Raw genomic sequence first — 18088 nt, 5'->3', positions numbered from 1 at the left:
CATGCTGATTGCCCTGATCGCCCGCGACAAGGACGGCGCGATGCAGACCCGTCTAGAAAACCGCGCGGCGCATCTAGCCTATATCGAGGAGACAGGAGTCGTCGCGCAGGCGGGCCCGCTGTTGAACGGCGATCAGATGATCGGATCGCTGGTCATTCTGGATGTCGAGGATCTTGCGGCGGCCGAAAATTGGGCAGCCAACGACCCGTACGGCAAAGCGGGTCTGTTCCAGTCGGTCGAACTGATCCCCTGGAAGAAGGTGATCGGCTGATGGCGTTCTGGCTCTTCAAGTCCGAACCTTCGACGTGGAGTTGGGACGATCAGGTCGCCAAGGGCGACGCGGGCGAGGAATGGGACGGCGTGCGCAACTACCAGGCGCGCAATTTCATGCGGGAAATGAAGAAGGGCGACCGTGGCTTTTTCTACCATTCCCAGAAAGACAAGGCGATCGTGGGCATCGTCGAGGTCTGCGCCGAGGCGCATCCCGACAGCACCACGGACGACGACCGCTGGGAATGCGTGGATATCAAGGCCGTGCGCCCGTTCGAAAAGCCGGTTACGCTGGATCAGATCAAGACGGATGAGCGACTGTCCGATATGGTGCTGGTCAAGAATTCCCGTCTGTCGGTCCAACCGGTGACCGCGGCCGAGTGGTCCGCGATCTGCGCGATGGGGCAGACAAAACCCGACTGATCGGGCATCCTGTCGGCCTGACGGTACCGGAAGGATCGCAAATGGAAGCTCTGAACGTTCTGACTGCCGCTCTGGGCGCATTCATCCTCGGGTCGGTCTGGTACATGATGTTGGCCGAAACATGGAAACGGGCTGCCGGGGTCTCGTCCGAGCAATTGGCCCAGTATGAAGGCGGCATCGCCCTCAGAACATTCGGCATCAGTTTCGTTCTGCAATTGGTTGTGGCCGGCATGATGCGCCATGTCTTCGCCCTGTCGGGTATCGACGCGATCGGCGAGGGCTTTGTTGCCGGTCTGGGCATTGGTCTGTTCTTCATCTCGCCGTGGATCGCGATCAACAACCTCTATTCGATGCGCCCGGCGCGGCTGTCCCTGATCGATGCCGGGTATGCAACACTCGCCTGTGCGGTGATGGGCCTGATCCTGACACTGTTCTGAAGGAAAACGGGAAGGTCCTGACGATGCAGAACCTTCCCAACCCCGCGTGCTCCCTAACCACCACACGCGAATTGAAATCTATGGTCCTGACCGTACTGGCCATGTCCGATTGTTACCTTGGATCGTACCGGACAGGCAAACTGCAAGTCCTTAGAATACAGCTAAAATTCAGCGCGCCCGCACGGTTGGCGGGCGCGGGCGGGTATGCGGTCAGCCGAAAACAGCCTCTTTCCCGAAATGCTTGGTCAACATGTAGTAGACCACGGCGCGATATTTGTTGCGTTCGGATTGGCCGTAGGTATCGACCACCTTGTTGATCGCCGTCATCAGTTCGGGGCCGTCCGACAGGCCCAGTTTCTTGATCAGGAAATTGTTCTTGACGGTTTCCAGCTCGCCGTCCTGGCTGGCTGCGACGGTGGAGGCATCCGCGTCATAAATCGAAGGTCCGCAACCGATGGTGACCTTGGTCAGCAGGTCCATGTCGGGATCCATTCCGCATTTGGTTCTCAGATCCGCTGCATATTTGGCAATCAATTCTTCGCGCTTGTTCATAGTTCTTCTCCCAGATCGTTGTTTTTCGGCCAATTCGCTGCCGCTTGGAGCCTAGCGAATAGGATACTTCGAACAAAGGGAAATTTCCGCGTCATTCGTCCGACCACGGAGGCAGGCTAGTTCGGTTGAATTCTTGCCCGTCTTTGTTTAACCTAACAGTTAAATAGATGAGCAAGGAGGCCCCCATGACAGTCTCGTTACCCAATGAAAGCCGCGAATACCGCGCGGCCCGCGCGAATTTGCTTGCCGCCGAAACCGATCTGCGCGCCAAGGCCGAAGAAGTTGCCGCCCTGCGCCGAACGCTTCCGCGGGGCGGCGACGTTCCGGAGGACTACTTGTTTCATGATCCGGCCGGGCAGCCCGCGCTCATGTCGTCGCTGTTCGGGGATCAGGACACCCTGGCCATCTATTCGCTCATGTACGGGCCAAAGGCCACGGCACCGTGCCCCATGTGTTCCGCTTTTCTTGACGGGCTCAGCGGTCAGGTCAAGCACCTCGCCCGGAAAACCGCTTTGGCCGTCGTTGCGCAGAACTCGCCGCAAAAACTGGCCGAACTGTCGAACCGGATGGGCTGGTCCGCTTTGCCGCTCTATTCCGCGCAGGGAACCAGTTATCAACGCGACTATCTTGCCGAAAATGAAAGCGGAGACCAGTTGCCGATCCTGAACATCTTCCAGAGGGACGAGGGCGGCATCCGACATTTCTGGAGTTCCGAACTGTTCTTCGAACCCAGCCCTTGGCATCCCCGCCACATAGATCCGGTCTGGTCGCTCTGGAACCTGCTGGACCTGACGCCGCAGGGCCGCGGGGATTTCATGCCACGCGTGGGTTAGGCAGAAATCAAAACGCCGCCGGATTTTTCGGCGGCGTTTCGAGTCGGGTTTCGTCGATCAGTACCGGTAGTGTTCGGGCTTGAAGGGGCCCTCCGGCTTGACCCCGATATAATCGGCCTGATCCGCGCTCAGCTGGGTCAGCCTTACGCCGATGCGGTCCAGGTGCAGGCGGGCGACCTTTTCATCCAGGTGCTTGGGCAGAATGTAGACCTTGTTGTCGTACTCTTCGCCTTTGGTCCACAGTTCGATCTGGGCCAGGACCTGGTTGGTGAAGGAAGCCGACATCACGAAGGACGGGTGGCCGGTCGCGTTGCCGAGGTTCAGCAAGCGGCCTTCGGACAACAGAATGATGCGGTTGCCGGACGGCATCTCGATCATGTCCACCTGGTCCTTGATGTTGGTCCATTTGTGGTTCTTCAGATGCGCAACCTGGATTTCGTTGTCGAAATGCCCGATGTTGCCGACGATGGCCATGTCCTTCATTTCGCGCATGTGCTCGATGCGGATCACGTCCTTGTTGCCTGTGGTGGTGACGAAGATGTCCGCCGAAGAAACGGCGTCCTCGAGCAGCACGACTTCATACCCGTCCATCGCCGCCTGCAGGGCGCAGATCGGATCGACTTCGGTCACCTTGACGCGTGCGCCGGCGCCGCGCAGCGACGCGGCCGATCCCTTGCCCACGTCGCCATAGCCGCAGACAACGGCGACCTTGCCGGCCATCATGGTATCGGTGGCGCGGCGGATGCCATCCACCAGGGACTCCTTGCAGCCGTACTTGTTGTCGAATTTCGACTTGGTGACCGAGTCGTTCACGTTGATCGCGGGGAAGGGCAGGTGACCCTTTTCCATCATCTTGTACAGGCGATTGACGCCGGTGGTGGTCTCTTCGGTCACACCCTGGATCATGTGGCGCTGTTTCGTGAACCAGCCGGGGCTTTCCTTCAGGCGCTTCCTGATCTGGTCGAACAGGGCGACTTCTTCCTCCGACTGCGGGTTCTCGATGATGTCGGTCTCGCCTTCTTCGACGCGCGCACCCAGCAGGATGTAAAGCGTCGCATCGCCGCCGTCGTCGAGGATCATGTTTGCGCAGCCTTCCTCGAAATGGAAGATGCGGTCGGCATAGTCCCAGTATTCCTCCAGCGTTTCACCCTTGATGGCGAACACCGGCGTTCCGCTCGCGGCAATCGCGGCGGCGGCATGGTCCTGGGTCGAGAAGATGTTGCAGGAGGCCCAGCGCACGTCTGCGCCCAGCGCCACCAGCGTTTCGATCAGAACGGCGGTCTGGATCGTCATGTGCAGCGAACCAGCGATCCGGGCACCCTTGAGCGGCTTGCTTGCTCCGTATTCGGCGCGCAGCGCCATCAGGCCCGGCATTTCCGTTTCGGCAATATCCAGTTCCTTGCGGCCGTATTCGGCCAGCGAAATGTCCTTGACGATATAGTCCCCGGCCATCAGATGCTCCATTCCGGTAAATCTTGGTCCGGGCTGCCACTAACATCCCTTGTCGGGCGAGGCAACGAGGATGGCCGGTCATACAAATTGGCAAAACGCAACAATTGGGATTTGTGTCAATCACATGTCACTTGGGGTCAGCTCGCCGTCCCTTTCGCCTCTTCTTTCGGCGCAGCCTCGAAGAAATCGGTTCCCGCAGCCACGATGCAGCTGATGCCGTTGGCATGGGTCAGGAGGATCGTGTAGGTTCCGGTTTCTTTCGAAGACCAGACCTCCATCACGGATTTTGCGCCCCTGATGCTCTGCAATCCGCCGAACGTTAGCTGCTCCGAGTATTTGTCCTGCAGCTTGGAAACGACGGAGTCGCGCGCGGCGCAACTTGCAGCCGAAGCAGGGGGTGCGGTGGCGGCCATGCCGAATGCAAGGGCAATGCCGAACAAACGCTTGAACATGACAAGCTCCTTTCGTTACAGGTTTCGAGGTGAGAGGGGCGCACCGGGAGGAGCGCACGCCCCCCTCGTTACTTGATATCGTGATCAGCACGCGCCGGTACAAAGCACGTTCCCTCAAGAAGGTGTAGGCAGCATGTGATCAGGATAAGAAACAGGGTGCCTGCGAATTGTGGCAAAATCGTGGCACGCGCAGTGAGGCATGGCAGAATGGCAACACGACCCAGAGCCTGGCAACGGATGCTGTCGGGTCGCCGGCTGGATCTTCTGGACCCGACGCCGGTGGATATCGAGATCGAGGATATCGCCCACGGCCTCGCCTTCGTGGCCCGCTGGAACGGTCAGACCGAGGGCGATTTCGCCTATTCCGTCGCCGAGCATTCGCTGCTGGTCGAGGAACTGTTCGGCCGGATCGCGCCCAAGGCACCGGTGAAATGGAAGCTGGCCGCGCTTCTGCATGACGCGCCGGAATATGTGATCGGCGACATGATCTCTCCGGTCAAATCCGCCGTCGGGCCGGATTACGGGGAACTCGACGACCGGCTGTCGGCCGCCATCCATATCCGCTTTGGCCTGCCGGCCCTGATACCGGCAACGGTGAAGAAACAGATCAAGAAAGCCGACAGGATCAGCGCCTGGATGGAGGCGACGCAGATTGCCGGGTTCTCGGATCGGGAGGCGACGAAGTACTTCGGGCGGCCGGATCGCACATTGATCGACGGGCTGAGCATCCGGCTGCGGCCCCCCGTCGAAGTGCGTCACGCCTACACGGAACGCCATGCCGCGCTGATGGCGCAGCTTTGATTTGCCCTTGCCGGTGTCGCTTTAGCGCGGACTGCGCTTGGCCAGAATGCGCTGCAGCGTCCGGCGGTGCATGTTCAGGCGCCGCGCGGTTTCGCTGACGTTGCGGTCGCACAGCTCGTAAACCCGCTGGATATGCTCCCAACGCACGCGGTCCGCGCTCATCGGGTTTTCCGGCGGCGGCGGCAGTTCATCCGTCTTGGCCAGCAGCGCGTTGGTGATGTCCGTGGCATCCGCCGGCTTGGACAGATAGTCCGTCGCGCCGATCTTGACGGCCGCCACCGCGGTCGCGATCGCGCCGTATCCGGTCAGCACGACGACGCGGCAGTCGGGCCGCTTTTCCCGCAGCACTTCCACCACATCCAGCCCGTTGCCGTCCTCGAGCCGCAGATCCACCACCGCGAATGCGGGCGGGCGGGCCGTGGCGATGGCGCGCCCTGCCGCGACCGAACCCGCGGTCTCAATCTCGAACCCGCGCTTTTCCATGGCCTTGGCCAGGCGCCGCAGAAACGGCTCGTCATCATCTACCAGCAGCAGCGACTTGTCGGGTCCGATTTCAAGCTGGGTGGTGTCGGCCATGCTCATTCTTTCATCTGGTCTTCTGTCGTTGGCTTGAAACCGAGTATTACCAGCACCTCCGGAAAGGTCAAACGCCCTATCGCAGTTACATCTTTTCCAGGAAACAGCCGATCCGGTCCGCCATCTGCTCGGGCGTTTCGTCACGCTTGAAGAATTCCACGAACCCGTATTCCGGCAAAACCAGGTAAGAGAATGTCGAATGATCGACGAGGTAGTATTCGTCGCTCTTGTCCTGAGCCTTGTAATAGGTCTTGTACGCCTTGCTGGCCGCCTTGACCTGTTCGGGCGAGCCGGTCAGGCCGATCATGCGCTCGTGCAGGTTGAAGGCAAAGTCGCCGACCACTTCGGGCGTGTCCCGATCGGGGTCGATCGAAATGAAGACCGGCGTCACAGTCTGGCCCCTTTCCTCGAGGATGTCGACGGCCGCGGCATTACGCGCGGTGTCCAGCGGGCAGACGTCCGGACAGAAGGTATAGCCGAAATAGATCAGCGACGGGCCGGTGATCACGTCCTTGTCGGTGACCGTTTCGCCCTTGGCGTTGACCAGTTCGAACGGCCCGCCGATCGCGTCCGTTCCGCCTGCAATCTGTCCCGCACGGCACTGAGCGAACCGGTCGTCCGATCCGCCGCCTCGCGTGAACAGCCAGGTGACGGCCAGTACCGCGACGACAACGGCTGCCGCGAGAATGGCGAGAATACGGGTCATGGGAACCTACCTGAAGTTAGCGGTTGTTGAACGTTGCAGCGCAGACACCTATCAAGGTAGCCAGCGGTTGCAACAGGACATAATCGACCGATGGCGGATTCCAACATGAGCCTTTGGCGCGGGCAGGAGCGCAGCAGCTGGATTCGCCTGCGCACGCTGATCCTGTTGCGCTGGGTCGCGATCATCGGGCAGATCACCGCCATAACTGTCGCCCAGCGCATGTACGACCTGCAATTGGAACTGGGTCTTTGCTATTTCGCGATCGGCGTTTCCGTCATGGGCAACCTGACCGCGATCCTGTTGTTTCCCGAAAACAAGCGCCTGTCCGAGTTCGAGAACTTTCTGATGGTGCTGTTCGACCTGTTGCAGCTTTCCTTCCTGCTCTACCTGACCGGCGGGTTGCACAACCCGTTCGCCTTGCTGCTTGTCGGGCCGGTGACGATTTCGGCGAACGTCATGAACCTGCGCTCCACCATGATCATCGGCGGCGTCGCGATCTTCCTTGTCACCCTGCTGGCAGAGTTGCACCTGCCGCTGCGGACGGACATGGGGTTCATCCTGCGCATTCCCGACATCTTCGTCTTCGGGAACTGGGCGGCCATCGTCATCGCCATCGTCTTTCTTGGCGCCTATTCGCACCGCATCAGCTCCGAGGTGCAATCCATGTCCGAGGCGCTTGCCGCGACCCAGATGGCCTTGGCGCGGGAACAGAAGCTGACCGACCTGGGTGGCGTGGTCGCCGCCGCCGCGCACGAGTTGGGAACGCCGCTGGCAACGATCAAACTCGCCAGTTCCGAGCTGATCGAAGAGCTGGACGACAACCCGGCCCTCCGCGACGATGCCGCGTTGATACGCGAGCAGGCGGACCGCTGCCGCGACATCCTGCGGAACATGGGAAGGGCCGGCAAGGACGACCTGCACCTGCGGCAGGCGCCGCTGTCCACCGTGATTCACGAGGCCGCCGAACCTCATATCCATCGCGGCAAGCAGATCCACTTTGACGAAGGGCCGGGGCAGGACGGCGATGTCCAGCAGCCCTCGATCCTGCGCAAACCCGAGATCATCCATGGCTTGCGAAACCTGATCCAGAACGCGGTCGATTTCGCCCGCGCCAACGTCTGGGTCGATGCCGAGTGGACCGAGAAATGGATCACCGTCAGCATCATGGACGACGGGCGCGGCTTTCCCCCGCACATGATCGGACGGATCGGCGATCCGTTCGTCCGGCGCCGGCGGGCCGAGACCGACCAGAAGACCCGGCCCGAATACGAGGGGATGGGCCTGGGTCTGTTCATCGCCAAGACATTGCTGGAACGCAGCGGCGCGGACCTGAAATTCGCGAACGGATCCGATCCATACCAGACGCTGACCGACCAGCCCGACCGGCGGGGCGCCGTCGTCAAGGTGGTTTGGCCGCGCAACCTGATCGACGCCCAGACCGGCGATCATCCTGTCCCATCCGGCCTCAACGAGAAATTCCAGGTCTGAGTTAACACCTCGTTAACCATTCCCCGCGAAATGTCGTCAGCAGCGTTTCGGAAGGGCAGGCGACATTCATGGCTGACTGGATCATTCTGGGTTTGATCAGCCTCGCAACCTCCAGCTTCGCCGTCCTGTGGCTTGCGCCGCGGCGGCGGCGCAATGACCCGACCTATGGTATGCTGTCCACCGCCTCAATTTTCGACGCGGTGTTCCTGTTCGACGGCACCAAATTGCTCGCCCATTCGGATATCGCGCTTGCCGGCTATGAAAACGTGACCGACTGGGATGGATTGCGACTGCTGTTGCGGCGCGATTTCCCGGAGTTTCCCGCCACACCGGACGTGATCTGCTCCGAGGGCAGCGTCACCGTGCCGGCGATTGACCGCGCCATAAACCGCGAAGTTCTATGCGAATGGATCGACGGTGTGGTGCGCGTTCAGTTGCGCGACCTGTCGGAACAGCCGCGTTCAGGCCAGAGCCGCGACGCCGCCGGGGATCCCATGCGGCTGGCCATGGACAAGGCGCCCTATCCCGTCTGGCTGCACGATGCCGAAGGCAAGGTGCGTTGGTGCAATGCCGCCTATGTCACCCTGGCGCGGCGGATCCGCGGGCCGGGTGCGGATCTGACAGCGCCGGTGTTTCCGCGGAACGAAGACGACGGGCTGCCGGGAAAGAAGACGCGGGTTTCCATCACCGCCGACGATTCCGGTCAAAAGATGTGGTTCGACCTGTCCCTGGTTCCCCGCGATGCCGAGACGCTGTGCTATGCGGTCGACGTAAACGCCATCGTCGAGGCAGAGATCGCGCAGCGGAAATTCGTGCAGACGCTCGCCAAGACCTTCGCGCAACTGTCGATCGGGCTGGCAATCTTTGACCGGAATCGGCAGCTGGCCCTGTTCAATCCGGCGCTGGTCGATCTGACGACGCTGCCCGCCGATTTCCTGAGTTGCCGCCCCGGCATTTCCAGCTTTTTCGACAGGCTCCGGAACCACAACATGATGCCCGAACCGAAGAACTACCGCGGTTGGCGCAGTCAGATGAACGCGCTGCTCGAAGGGGCGCAGGACGGAAGCTACCAGGAAACCTGGTCGCTGCCCTCGGGTTCCGTCTACTCGGTCAGCGGCCGGCCTCACCCGGACGGTGCGGTTGCCTTTCTGTTCGAGGACATCACCGCCGAAATCACCCTGACCCGGCGGTTCCGTTCCGAACTTGAACTGGTCCAGGCGATCCTCGACAAGCTGGCCGACGCCATCGCCGTGTTTTCCGCCGATGGCACGCTCGCCTTCTCCAATTTTGCCTATCACCGACTTTGGGGCACCTCGGACGAGTCCGGTTTCGTGCAGGTTTCGGTGATCGATGCCACACGGATGTGGCAGGACCGGTGCGCCGCGACGCCGATCTGGGGCGAGATACGCGATTTCGTGGACATGCGGGAAAACCGCGCCGAATGGTCGGCGCCGATCCGAACGCGCACCGGGTTGCAGCTGATCTGCACGGTCAGCCCGATCCAGAACGGCGCCACGATCGTCCGCTTCGCGACCGGTGCCGCAGAGACGGAAATTCATGAACTGGAACAGGCCGGCGTCTGAACCGGCTTGCAGCCGACTCCGCTCGGGGCCATTGTGGCGCCATGACGGCCACGCTGTTGAAACTCGCACCCGAATCTCCGGCGGAAACCGCGGAAATCGCGGCCCGGATCGGCGCCGTACTGAAGCCTGGCGACTGCCTGTTGCTGCGCGGCGAGATCGGCAGCGGCAAGACCCATTTCGCGCGCAGTCTCATCCAGTCCCAGATGACCGAGCCCGAGGATGTCCCGTCGCCCACCTTCACCCTGGTTCAGGTCTACGACACCGCCAAGGGAGAGATCTGGCATTCGGACCTCTACCGTTTGTCGGCCGTGGAGGAACTCGAAGAACTCGGGCTTTCGGACGCCTTCGAAACCGCCATCTGCCTCGTCGAATGGCCGGACAAACTGGGCCCGCTGGCGCCGGCCGCGGCCCTGACCTTAAACTTCGCGACCGATCCCGATCACGAGGAGACCCGGCATCTGACGATCGCCGGCCCTGATCCGAAATGGTCGCCCCTGCTGGAGATGCTTTCATGACGAACCGGACGGTGCTGGCCGAGGCACTGATCGCCCAGACCCCATGGGCCAACGCGACCCGGGCGCCGCTGGCCGGAGACGCCTCAAATCGCCGGTACGAACGCTTGACGGATCCCGATACCGGACGCACCGCGGTCTTGATGGACGCGCCGCCCGACAAGGGCGAGGATGTCCGCCCTTTCGTCAAGATCGCCAACCATCTGCGCGAGGTGGGGCTGAGCGCACCGGAGATCTATGCCGAAGACACGGAATACGGATTCCTGTTGCTGGAGGATCTGGGCGACGACCTGTTCGCCCGGGTTCTCGACCGTCAGCCCGACCTGGAGCGCACGCTTTATGAGGCGGCGACGGATGTGTTGATCGAATTGCACCAGGCGCCCGTCCCGTCGCTGGACAGCTACGGTCCGGCCCTGATGACGGAACTGGCGGCGCTGGCCTTCACGAAATACGCGGACGGGATAACCGGAACGCCGGACGCCGATGCGAAAGAGCGGTTCGAATCCCGGTTCGAAGATGTCCTGCAGCGCGAAACGCAAGGCGCCAAGGTTCTGATCCAGCGCGACTATCACGCGGAAAACCTGATCTGGCTGCCGGAACGCGAGGGCGTGCGGCGCGTGGGTCTGCTGGATTTCCAATGCGCCATGCTCGGCCATCCCGCCTACGACCTGGTATCGCTGCTGCAGGATGTCCGGCGCGTGGTTCCGGTCGGGATCGAGATGACCATGGTCAACCGCTACATCGAAGGAAGGGGCATCGACGATCATGATTTCCGCACCGCCTATGCCGTGCTCGGCGCCCAGCGCAACCTGCGCATCCTGGGCGTCTTCGCCCGGCTGGCGACGGATTACGGCAAACCCCGTTACGTGGATCTGATCCCGGTCACATGGGATCATCTGATGCGCGATCTCGAGCATCCTGCATTGGCTGCGGTTGCGGGTCTCTTGCGCGATGCCCTGCCGCCGCCGACGCCGGAGAACCTGAAAAAGCTGAGGGCGTCATGACAGCAAGCCCGGATGCCGTCATGCTGTTCGCCGCGGGTTTTGGCACCCGCATGGGCGCGCTGACCAAGGACCGACCCAAACCACTGATCGAGGTCGGCGGCCGCCCCCTGATCGACCACGCGCTGGACCTGGCACGCGGCATCCGGCCCGCGCGCATCGTCGCCAACCTGCACTACCTTCCCGATCAACTGGCGGCCCATCTTCGGCCGCAGGGCGTCGCCTTGTCGCGTGAAGAGCCCGAGATTCTGGACACCGGCGGCGGTTTGCGCGCCGCGTTGCCTTTGCTGGCCTCCGATTCCGTCTTCACCCTGAACACCGATGCGATCTGGGCCGGGCCCAATCCACTCGAGTTGCTGCGCCGGAACTGGGACGCCGAGCGCATGGATGCGCTGCTTATGTGCGTGCCCGTCGCGCAGGCCGTCGGCCATGCCGGATCCGGGGACTTCACCGCCGATGCCGAAGGCCGGATTCGGCGCGGGCCCGGGCTGATCTACGGCGGCGCCCAGATCATCCGGACCGGAGAACTGAAGGAGTTTTCGGAAAAGGCTTTCTCGCTCAACCTGTTGTGGGACCGGATGCAGCGGCGGGACCGGCTGTTCGCGCTGACCTATCCGGGCCGGTGGTGCGATGTCGGCCACCCTGGCGGCGTCACCTTGGCCGAGGGCGTTCTGGCCGATGTTTGAACCCAGCAGTCAGCCGCGCGTCTTCGCGGTGCCGCCCGGAACGGACTTCCCCAAGGCGCTGGTCCGCGGCTTGAGCCTGCGCACCGACGATCAGACACCCGAAGCTCTGGCGCGGGTGCAACTGATCGTCAACACCCGCCGCATGGCCCGCCGCATCCGCGAACTGTTCGACCAAGGACCTGCCTGCCTGTTGCCGCGCCTGTCGCTCGTCACCGATCTGGGCGAAACCGCCGACCTCTCACGCCTGCCACCTCCGGTGCCTCCGCTGCGCCGGCGGCTGGAGCTGACCCAGTTGATCGCACGGCTGCTGGATCAGCAACCGGACCTGGCCGCAAGATCATCGCTTTTTGATCTGGCGGACAGCCTCGCCGCCCTTATCGACGAAATGCAGGGCGAAGGCGTTGCCGCCGCCGCGATCCGGGATCTCGATGTCAGCGACCTGTCCGGACACTGGGCGCGGGCGCAGGCGTTCATCGGCATCGCGAACCGGTTCATCACCTCGGGCGACGACGCGCTGGACGTTCAGGCCCGACAGCGCCGTGTGGTCGAAAACCTGATTGACCGCTGGCAAACAGAACCGCCCAATCATCCGGTCATTCTTGCCGGCTCGACGGGATCGCGGGGGACCACACTGATGCTGATGAAAGCCGTGGCCCGCCTGCCGCAAGGCGCGTTGATTCTGCCCGGGTTCGATTTCGACCAGCCCGATCACGTGTGGTCCGGCCTCGACGAGGCGCTTCTGTCCGAGGATCATCCGCAATTCCGGTTCCGCAAGCTGATGCGGGAACTCGATTTGGAGCCCGCTGACATCCGCCGCTGGACCGACGATCAGGCGCCGTCATCCTCGCGCAACCGCCTGGTCTCGCTGGCGCTGCGCCCGGCGCCTGTCACGGATGCCTGGATGATGGAAGGGCCGCGGCTGACGGATCTGGACCGAGCGATGGCGGACGTCACCCTGGTCGAGGCGCAATCGCCCCGGGCCGAGGCGCTGGCTATCGCCTTGCGCCTGCGTCACGCGGCGGAAACCGGCCAGACCGCCGCTCTGATCACGCCGGACCGGATGCTGACCCGGCAGGTGAGCGCCGCGCTCGACCGCTGGAACATCCTGCCCGACGACAGCGCCGGTCTGCCGCTGCAACTCTCGCCGCCGGGCCGGTTCCTGCGCCATGTGGCCGGGCTGTTCGTCAACCGCCTGGACGGCGAGGCGTTGCTGACCTTGCTGAAACACCCGCTCTGCCACGACGGCGGCAGCCGGGGAGAGCATCTGCTGCACACCCGCGATCTGGAACTGGACCTCCGGCGCAATGGCCCGCCTTTTCCCGACAGCGCCAGCCTGACCGACTATGCCATTCGCAAGGAGGCGCCGGAGGATTGGATCCGCTGGCTCGCGGCCAATTTCTGCGATCAGCAGATCGCCGGCGAGTTGCCTCTGACCGAATGGGTCCAGCGCCTGCGCCGGCTGGCGCAGGCGATCTCGGCCGGAAGCGGCGGCCGGGAAGGAACGCTGTGGGACAAGAACGCGGGCCAGAAGGCGCTGTCGGTGATGACCGCGCTCGAGTCCGAAGCGCCGCACGGCGGCCCGATGACGGCGCGCGACTTTGCCGATCTGTTGGGAACCCTGCTTGCCGGCGAAGAGGTGCGCGACCGCGACACAGTGCATCCCGGCATCATGATCTGGGGCACGCTGGAAGCGCGGGTGCAAGGCGCCGATCTGCTGATCCTCGGCGGGCTCAACGAAGGCACATGGCCCGAATCCTCCGCCCCCGATCCCTGGCTGAACCGGCAGATGCGCGACAAGGCCGGACTGCTGCTGCCCGAGCGGCGCATCGGGCTTTCGGCACATGACTTCCAGCAGGCGATCGGTGCGCCCGAGGTCTGGCTGACCCGGGCGACGCGCTCGGACGATGCCGAAACCGTGGCGTCGCGCTGGCTGAACCGCCTGACCAACCTGCTGCAGGGCCTTCCCGATCAGAACGGCCCCGAAATCCTGGCGGCGATGCGTGACAGAGGGCGCCAATGGCTCGACTGGTCCGAGGACCTGGAGGAGGCGACCCCGGTCGCACCGGCCGAGCGCCCGTCGCCCCGGCCTCCGGTTGCGGCACGGCCCGGTCAGCTTTCGGTGACCGAGATCAAGCGGCTGATCCGCGATCCCTACGCGATCTACGCCAAGCATGTTTTGCGCCTGAAACCGCTCGATGCCCTGGTACAGGCTCCGGACGCGCTGCTGCGGGGCATCGTGATCCACGAGATCCTCGAACACTTCATTCAGGACAGCGTGATGGACGCGGCCCTTCTGACCCGCGAGAATTTCCTGAAACGGGCCGAAGCGCTGCTGGTCGAACATGTGGCATGGCCCACCGCGCGCAAACTGTGGCTGGCGCGGTTGGAGCGCATCGCCGACGCGTTTCTGGCCGCCGAGATATCCCGCCGCGCCGATGGTGGCCCCATCGCCTTTGAGGCCGCGATGCGATACCGCCTGGATCCGCTGGATTTCAGCATCGTCGGACGCGCCGACCGGATCGACCGGAACGGCCGCGGCGCGCTGCGGATCTACGACTACAAGACCGGTGTTCCGCCTTCGGAAAGCCAGCAGGCCAAGTTCGACAAGCAACTGCTGATCGAGGCGGCAGTGGCCGAAGAAGGCGGCATCGAAGGGTTCGACCCGGCACCCGTCGCCGAGGCGGTCTTTATCGGCATGGGCGGATCCTACAAGGAAGTTCCCGCGCCTCTGGACACGGAGCCCGCCGACAAGGTTCTGGCCGAGCTGCGAAAGTTGATTTCCGCTTATTCAGAGCCTGATCAGGGCTATACTTCGCGCCGGATGCTGCACATGGACAGCGACACCGGGGATTACGATCACCTGGCCCGCTTCGGGGAATGGGACCGCACCGCAATGCCGCGGCCGGAGGATCTGACATGAGCCCCCGCGACGAAGCCACGGAACGTCAGGTTCAGGCGGCGCGGCCCGACGCCTCGACCTGGCTGGCGGCCAATGCGGGATCCGGCAAGACCCGGGTTCTGACCGACCGCGTCGCGCGGCTGCTGCTCAGCGACGTGCAGCCGCAGCACATCCTGTGCCTGACCTACACCAAGGCGGCCGCCAGCGAGATGCAGAACCGGCTGTTCAAGCGGCTGGGGCAATGGGCGATGCTGGACGACGCCCGGTTGCTGTCGCAGCTGACCGATCTGGGCGTGGCGGGGGCCCTCGATTCGGCCCGTCTGGCCCATGCGCGCACGCTTTTCGCCCGGGCGATCGAAACGCCCGGCGGGTTGAAGATTCAGACCATCCATTCGTTCTGCGCCTCGCTGCTGCGGCGGTTTCCGCTGGAGGCCGGTGTCAGCCCGCAGTTTTCCGAGATGGAAGACCGCGCGGCGGCGCTGCTGCGGGAAGAGATCGTCGAGGATCTGGCCGAAGGCGCGCACGGGCATCTGGTCGACGCGGTCGCCCGGTTCGTCACCGATACCGGCTTCGACAGCCTGACCCGGGCCATTGCCCAGAACCGCGAAGGCTTTGCCCAACCGCTGGACTGGGACGGGTTGCTGCGGATGTTCGACCTGCCGGCAGGGTTCGATGAACAAGCCTTGCTCGAAAGGATCTACCTGGGCGGCGAAGTCGAGCTGATCCGCGCCATTCTACCCGTGTTGGCGGAAAGTGGCGGCAACAATGCCAAGGCTGCGGACAAGCTGGTGGCCTTCACCGAGCCGACGCTGGCCAATCTGCCGATACTGGAAGATGTCCTGCTGACGGGTGCGTCGGCCAGGGAACCGTTCTCGGCCAAGATCGGCAGTTTTCCCACCAAGGCGGTGCAGGCCGTTCTTGCGGACAAGTTGCCCGAACTCGAGGCCTTGATGCGGCGGGTCGAGGCCGGTCGCGAGCTGCGGTTGGCGCTGGTTGCCGCCCAAAAGTCGCTGGCGCTGCACCGATTTGCCGCCGCCTTCCTGCCGGAATACGAACGGCGCAAGCAACTGCGCGGCTGGCTCGACTTCGACGACCTGATCCTGAAGGCGCGGCAACTGCTGAGCGATCCGGCGGTGGCCGAATGGGTGCTTTATCGGCTGGACGGCGGCATCGACCACATCCTCGTGGACGAAGCGCAGGACACCAGCCCGCAACAATGGGACGTGATCGAGAAACTGGCGCAGGAATTCACCTCGGGCGAAGGGGCGCGGTCGGACGTGGAGCGTACGATCTTCGTGGTCGGCGACAAGAAGCAGTCGATCTATTCCTTCCAGGGCGCGGATCCCGAAGCGTTCGACCGGATGCAGCGGGAATTTGGCCGGAAATTGCAGAATTCAGGCTCTAACCTTGAGGATTTGACGCTGGAATTCTCGTTCCGCTCATCGGACGTGATCCTGCGCCTGGTGGACCTGGTGTTCGAGAACCGCCCCGGTGCCGGATTTCACAAGGATGCCCTGCATCGCGCTTTCAAGGGCGATCTGCCGGGGCGGGTGGACCTGTGGCCGGTGGTGGAAAAGGCCGGCGAAACCGAGGACGGCGACTGGACGGACCCGGTGGACCGCCCGGGAACGCGGCATCACACGGTCGTTCTTGCGGAACAGGTGGCGCGGTCGATCAAGTCCATTATCGACCGGGGCGAAACCATCCCTGAAGACGGCGAGGAGCCCGGCCGGTTCGTGCGCCGCAGGGTGCGGCCCGGCGATTTCCTGATCCTCGTGCAGCGCCGGTCGGACCTGTTCGCCGAGATCATCCGCGCCTGCAAGGCCGCCGGCCTGCCCATCGCCGGGGCCGACCGGCTGAAGGTCGGGGCCGAACTGGCGGTCAAGGATCTGGCCGCGCTGCTGGGGTTCCTTGCCACGCCCGAGGACAGCCTGTCGCTGGCCACGGTCTTGAAATCGCCCCTGTTCGGATGGAGCGAGCGGCAGTTGTTCGATCTGGCGCACCGGCGCGAGGAAAAATACCTGTGGACCGCGCTGCGCAACCGCGCGGCGGAGTTTCCCGAAACGCTTGCCGTCCTGAACGATCTGCGCGGCCAGACCGATTTCCTGCGGCCCTACGACCTGATCGAACGCATCCTGACCCGCCACGACGGGCGGCGCAAGTTGCTGGGGCGGCTGGGGGCGGAAGCCGAGGACGGGATCAACGCGCTGCTGTCCCAGGCGCTGGCCTATGAACGCACGGACATCCCCAGCCTGACCGGTTTCCTGGTCTGGATGCAGACCGACGACTTGGAGATCAAGCGACAGATGAGCGGCGTCGGGGACATGATCCGGGTGATGACGGTACATGGCGCAAAGGGGCTTGAAGCGCCCATCGTCATCCTTCCCGACACCGGCGCGCGGCGGCCGCCCAGGGACGACGAGGTGATGATCTCGGAGGGGATGCCGCTCTGGCGCATGTCCCGGGATGCGTCGCCGGCCATCATTGTGCAGGCGCGCGGCGAGGCGCAGGCGCGCCAGATGAACGAAAGGATGCGGCTGTTGTACGTGGCGCTGACGCGGGCCGAGAAATGGCTGATCGTCGCGGCCGCGGGGGATGTCGGCAAGGATGGTTCCAGCTGGTACCAGATGGTCGAAACGGCGATGGACCGGGCGGGGGCGGCGCAGATCCCCGGCACCGGGATCCGCAGGCTGGCGCATGGCGACTGGGACGGTCTGCCTTTGGCCGAGCACCACGAGCCCGACCGGACATCCGCGCCTGTGCCCGCAACCTTCCGGCGTCCGGCGCCGGAACCGGTGACCGCGCCGGAGATCCTCAGCCCATCGGACCTGGGCGGGGCCAAGGCGTTGCCCGGTGATCTGGGGCAGGACGAAGAGGCGGCCAAGCTGCGGGGGACGCGAATCCACCTGTTGCTGGAGCATCTTCCGGGGATCGGTCCCGCGGATTGGCCCGTGATTTGCGCCAGGCTGCTGCCGGACATGCCGCCGGCGGACCGCGAGGAGCTGTTTTCGGAAGCCGCCGCCGTGCTTGCCGCCCCGGATCTGGCGAGTGTCTTTGCCGATCATGCGCTGGCCGAAGTTCCGGTGACCGCCGACATCGGGGCGCGCCGGATGCATGGGGTGATCGACCGGCTGATCCTGTCCGACACCGAGGTTCAGGTCATTGATTTCAAAACGAATGCCACGGTTCCCGACGGGCCGGAAACCTGTCCCGAGGGCTTGCTGAGGCAGATGGGCGCATATGCCCGGGCGCTGGCGCAGATCTATCCGGACCGGACCGTCAAAACCGCCATATTGTGGACCCGCTCGGCGCGCCTGATGTGGCTCCCACACGATCTTGTGACAGAAGCTCTCGGGCGCTCCCAGATATCTTGACCTCCCATAGAGCGGCACCTACCTTCTTGTCCCAAGCGCATTT

17 protein-coding genes are annotated in these 18088 nt (G+C 63.6%); 12 read left to right on the top strand and 5 right to left on the bottom strand.

Features of this window, described 5'->3' with window-relative positions:
• The first annotated feature begins 1 nt into the window (after window position 1).
• The 3 genes from FGK63_RS14100 to FGK63_RS14090 are packed head-to-tail and all read left to right on the top strand — an operon-like array spanning window position 2 to window position 1130.
• Window positions 2–271, top strand: coding sequence for a YciI family protein (locus tag FGK63_RS14100; protein WP_138843300.1), 270 nt, complete (start codon window positions 2–4; stop codon window positions 269–271).
• Window positions 271–693 carry an EVE domain-containing protein gene (locus FGK63_RS14095; RefSeq protein WP_138843298.1) on the top strand — a complete coding sequence of 141 codons (423 nt, stop codon included), beginning with the start codon at window positions 271–273 and terminating at the stop codon, window positions 691–693. Before FGK63_RS14100 ends, FGK63_RS14095 begins: the two co-directional genes overlap by 1 nt.
• 41 nt (window positions 694–734) lie before the next feature.
• Window positions 735–1130, top strand: coding sequence for a DUF1761 domain-containing protein (locus FGK63_RS14090; protein WP_138843296.1), 396 nt, complete (start codon window positions 735–737; stop codon window positions 1128–1130).
• A 210-nt stretch (window positions 1131–1340) separates the two neighbouring features.
• Here FGK63_RS14090 and FGK63_RS14085 read toward each other — a convergent pair whose 3' ends face one another.
• Complete coding sequence (locus FGK63_RS14085; RefSeq protein WP_138843294.1) at window positions 1341–1682, bottom strand: DUF2853 family protein; 342 nt, start codon at window positions 1680–1682, stop codon at window positions 1341–1343.
• 185 nt (window positions 1683–1867) lie between these two features.
• Between FGK63_RS14085 and FGK63_RS14080 the strand changes: the two genes are divergently transcribed.
• Entirely contained in the window at window positions 1868–2515 is a 648-nt protein-coding gene (locus FGK63_RS14080; protein ID WP_171052652.1) for a DUF899 family protein, read from the top strand.
• A gap of 57 nt (window positions 2516–2572) precedes the next feature.
• Here FGK63_RS14080 and ahcY read toward each other — a convergent pair whose 3' ends face one another.
• Window positions 2573–3967, bottom strand: a complete 1395-nt coding sequence (ahcY, locus tag FGK63_RS14075) for an adenosylhomocysteinase (protein ID WP_138843390.1) — start codon at window positions 3965–3967, stop codon at window positions 2573–2575.
• A gap of 137 nt (window positions 3968–4104) precedes the next feature.
• On the bottom strand, window positions 4105–4419 hold the full coding sequence (locus tag FGK63_RS14070; RefSeq protein WP_138843290.1) for a hypothetical protein: 315 nt from the start codon (window positions 4417–4419) through the stop codon (window positions 4105–4107).
• 207 nt (window positions 4420–4626) lie between these two features.
• Here FGK63_RS14070 and FGK63_RS14065 point away from each other — a divergent pair, with 207 nt between their 5' ends.
• On the top strand, window positions 4627–5220 hold the full coding sequence (locus tag FGK63_RS14065; RefSeq protein ID WP_138843288.1) for an HD domain-containing protein: 594 nt from the start codon (window positions 4627–4629) through the stop codon (window positions 5218–5220).
• A gap of 21 nt (window positions 5221–5241) precedes the next feature.
• On the opposite strand, the gene FGK63_RS14060 is transcribed toward FGK63_RS14065, so the two are convergent.
• Window positions 5242–5796, bottom strand: a complete 555-nt coding sequence (locus FGK63_RS14060; RefSeq protein ID WP_138843388.1) for an ActR/PrrA/RegA family redox response regulator transcription factor — start codon at window positions 5794–5796, stop codon at window positions 5242–5244.
• 85 nt (window positions 5797–5881) lie between these two features.
• Window positions 5882–6502, bottom strand: a complete 621-nt coding sequence (locus tag FGK63_RS14055; RefSeq protein WP_138843286.1) for an SCO family protein — start codon at window positions 6500–6502, stop codon at window positions 5882–5884.
• Between the two features lie 90 nt (window positions 6503–6592).
• On the opposite strand from FGK63_RS14055, the gene regB reads away from it, so the two are divergent.
• From regB to addA, 7 genes are all read left to right on the top strand, one after another.
• The gene (gene regB / locus FGK63_RS14050; protein ID WP_138843284.1) at window positions 6593–7990 is read left to right on the top strand and encodes a sensor histidine kinase RegB; all 1398 of its coding nucleotides are present in this window, start codon (window positions 6593–6595) and stop codon (window positions 7988–7990) included.
• Between the two features lie 68 nt (window positions 7991–8058).
• Complete coding sequence (locus FGK63_RS14045) at window positions 8059–9573, top strand: PAS-domain containing protein (protein WP_138843282.1); 1515 nt, start codon at window positions 8059–8061, stop codon at window positions 9571–9573.
• A gap of 41 nt (window positions 9574–9614) precedes the next feature.
• Window positions 9615–10088 carry a tRNA (adenosine(37)-N6)-threonylcarbamoyltransferase complex ATPase subunit type 1 TsaE gene (gene tsaE / locus FGK63_RS14040; protein ID WP_138843280.1) on the top strand — a complete coding sequence of 158 codons (474 nt, stop codon included), beginning with the start codon at window positions 9615–9617 and terminating at the stop codon, window positions 10086–10088.
• Window positions 10085–11089 (top strand): aminoglycoside phosphotransferase family protein, encoded by a 1005-nt coding sequence (locus FGK63_RS14035; protein ID WP_138843278.1) that lies wholly within the window; start codon window positions 10085–10087, stop codon window positions 11087–11089. The genes tsaE and FGK63_RS14035 overlap by 4 nt, the downstream gene beginning before the upstream one ends.
• Window positions 11086–11772 carry a nucleotidyltransferase family protein gene (locus tag FGK63_RS14030; protein ID WP_138843276.1) on the top strand — a complete coding sequence of 229 codons (687 nt, stop codon included), beginning with the start codon at window positions 11086–11088 and terminating at the stop codon, window positions 11770–11772. The genes FGK63_RS14035 and FGK63_RS14030 overlap by 4 nt, the downstream gene beginning before the upstream one ends.
• Complete coding sequence (gene addB / locus FGK63_RS14025) at window positions 11765–14692, top strand: double-strand break repair protein AddB (RefSeq protein WP_138843274.1); 2928 nt, start codon at window positions 11765–11767, stop codon at window positions 14690–14692. Before FGK63_RS14030 ends, addB begins: the two co-directional genes overlap by 8 nt.
• Window positions 14689–18045: a double-strand break repair helicase AddA gene (gene addA, locus FGK63_RS14020; RefSeq protein ID WP_138843272.1), complete on the top strand. Its 3357-nt coding sequence runs from the start codon at window positions 14689–14691 to the stop codon at window positions 18043–18045. Before addB ends, addA begins: the two co-directional genes overlap by 4 nt.
• Window positions 18046–18088: the final 43 nt, after the last annotated feature.

It is taken from the genome of Ruegeria sediminis (assembly GCF_005938215.1).
GTDB classification, from domain to species: domain Bacteria; phylum Pseudomonadota; class Alphaproteobacteria; order Rhodobacterales; family Rhodobacteraceae; genus Ruegeria; species Ruegeria sediminis.
This window is presented reverse-complemented; position numbering and strand designations above follow the sequence as displayed.

What these genes read in the sequence shown, in the direction of transcription:
- FGK63_RS14100 (WP_138843300.1), top strand. Translation starts at nt 2, where the DNA reads ATGCTGATTGCCCTGATCGCCCGCGACAAGGACGGCGCGATGCAGACC.
- FGK63_RS14095 (WP_138843298.1), top strand. Translation starts at nt 271, where the DNA reads ATGGCGTTCTGGCTCTTCAAGTCCGAACCTTCGACGTGGAGTTGGGAC.
- FGK63_RS14090 (WP_138843296.1), top strand. Translation starts at nt 735, where the DNA reads ATGGAAGCTCTGAACGTTCTGACTGCCGCTCTGGGCGCATTCATCCTC.
- FGK63_RS14085 (WP_138843294.1), bottom strand. Translation starts at nt 1,682, where the DNA reads ATGAACAAGCGCGAAGAATTGATTGCCAAATATGCAGCGGATCTGAGA.
- FGK63_RS14080 (WP_171052652.1), top strand. Translation starts at nt 1,868, where the DNA reads ATGACAGTCTCGTTACCCAATGAAAGCCGCGAATACCGCGCGGCCCGC.
- ahcY (WP_138843390.1), bottom strand. Translation starts at nt 3,967, where the DNA reads ATGGCCGGGGACTATATCGTCAAGGACATTTCGCTGGCCGAATACGGC.
- FGK63_RS14070 (WP_138843290.1), bottom strand. Translation starts at nt 4,419, where the DNA reads ATGTTCAAGCGTTTGTTCGGCATTGCCCTTGCATTCGGCATGGCCGCC.
- FGK63_RS14065 (WP_138843288.1), top strand. Translation starts at nt 4,627, where the DNA reads ATGGCAACACGACCCAGAGCCTGGCAACGGATGCTGTCGGGTCGCCGG.
- FGK63_RS14060 (WP_138843388.1), bottom strand. Translation starts at nt 5,796, where the DNA reads ATGGCCGACACCACCCAGCTTGAAATCGGACCCGACAAGTCGCTGCTG.
- FGK63_RS14055 (WP_138843286.1), bottom strand. Translation starts at nt 6,502, where the DNA reads ATGACCCGTATTCTCGCCATTCTCGCGGCAGCCGTTGTCGTCGCGGTA.
- regB (WP_138843284.1), top strand. Translation starts at nt 6,593, where the DNA reads ATGGCGGATTCCAACATGAGCCTTTGGCGCGGGCAGGAGCGCAGCAGC.
- FGK63_RS14045 (WP_138843282.1), top strand. Translation starts at nt 8,059, where the DNA reads ATGGCTGACTGGATCATTCTGGGTTTGATCAGCCTCGCAACCTCCAGC.
- tsaE (WP_138843280.1), top strand. Translation starts at nt 9,615, where the DNA reads ATGACGGCCACGCTGTTGAAACTCGCACCCGAATCTCCGGCGGAAACC.
- FGK63_RS14035 (WP_138843278.1), top strand. Translation starts at nt 10,085, where the DNA reads ATGACGAACCGGACGGTGCTGGCCGAGGCACTGATCGCCCAGACCCCA.
- FGK63_RS14030 (WP_138843276.1), top strand. Translation starts at nt 11,086, where the DNA reads ATGACAGCAAGCCCGGATGCCGTCATGCTGTTCGCCGCGGGTTTTGGC.
- addB (WP_138843274.1), top strand. Translation starts at nt 11,765, where the DNA reads ATGTTTGAACCCAGCAGTCAGCCGCGCGTCTTCGCGGTGCCGCCCGGA.
- addA (WP_138843272.1), top strand. Translation starts at nt 14,689, where the DNA reads ATGAGCCCCCGCGACGAAGCCACGGAACGTCAGGTTCAGGCGGCGCGG.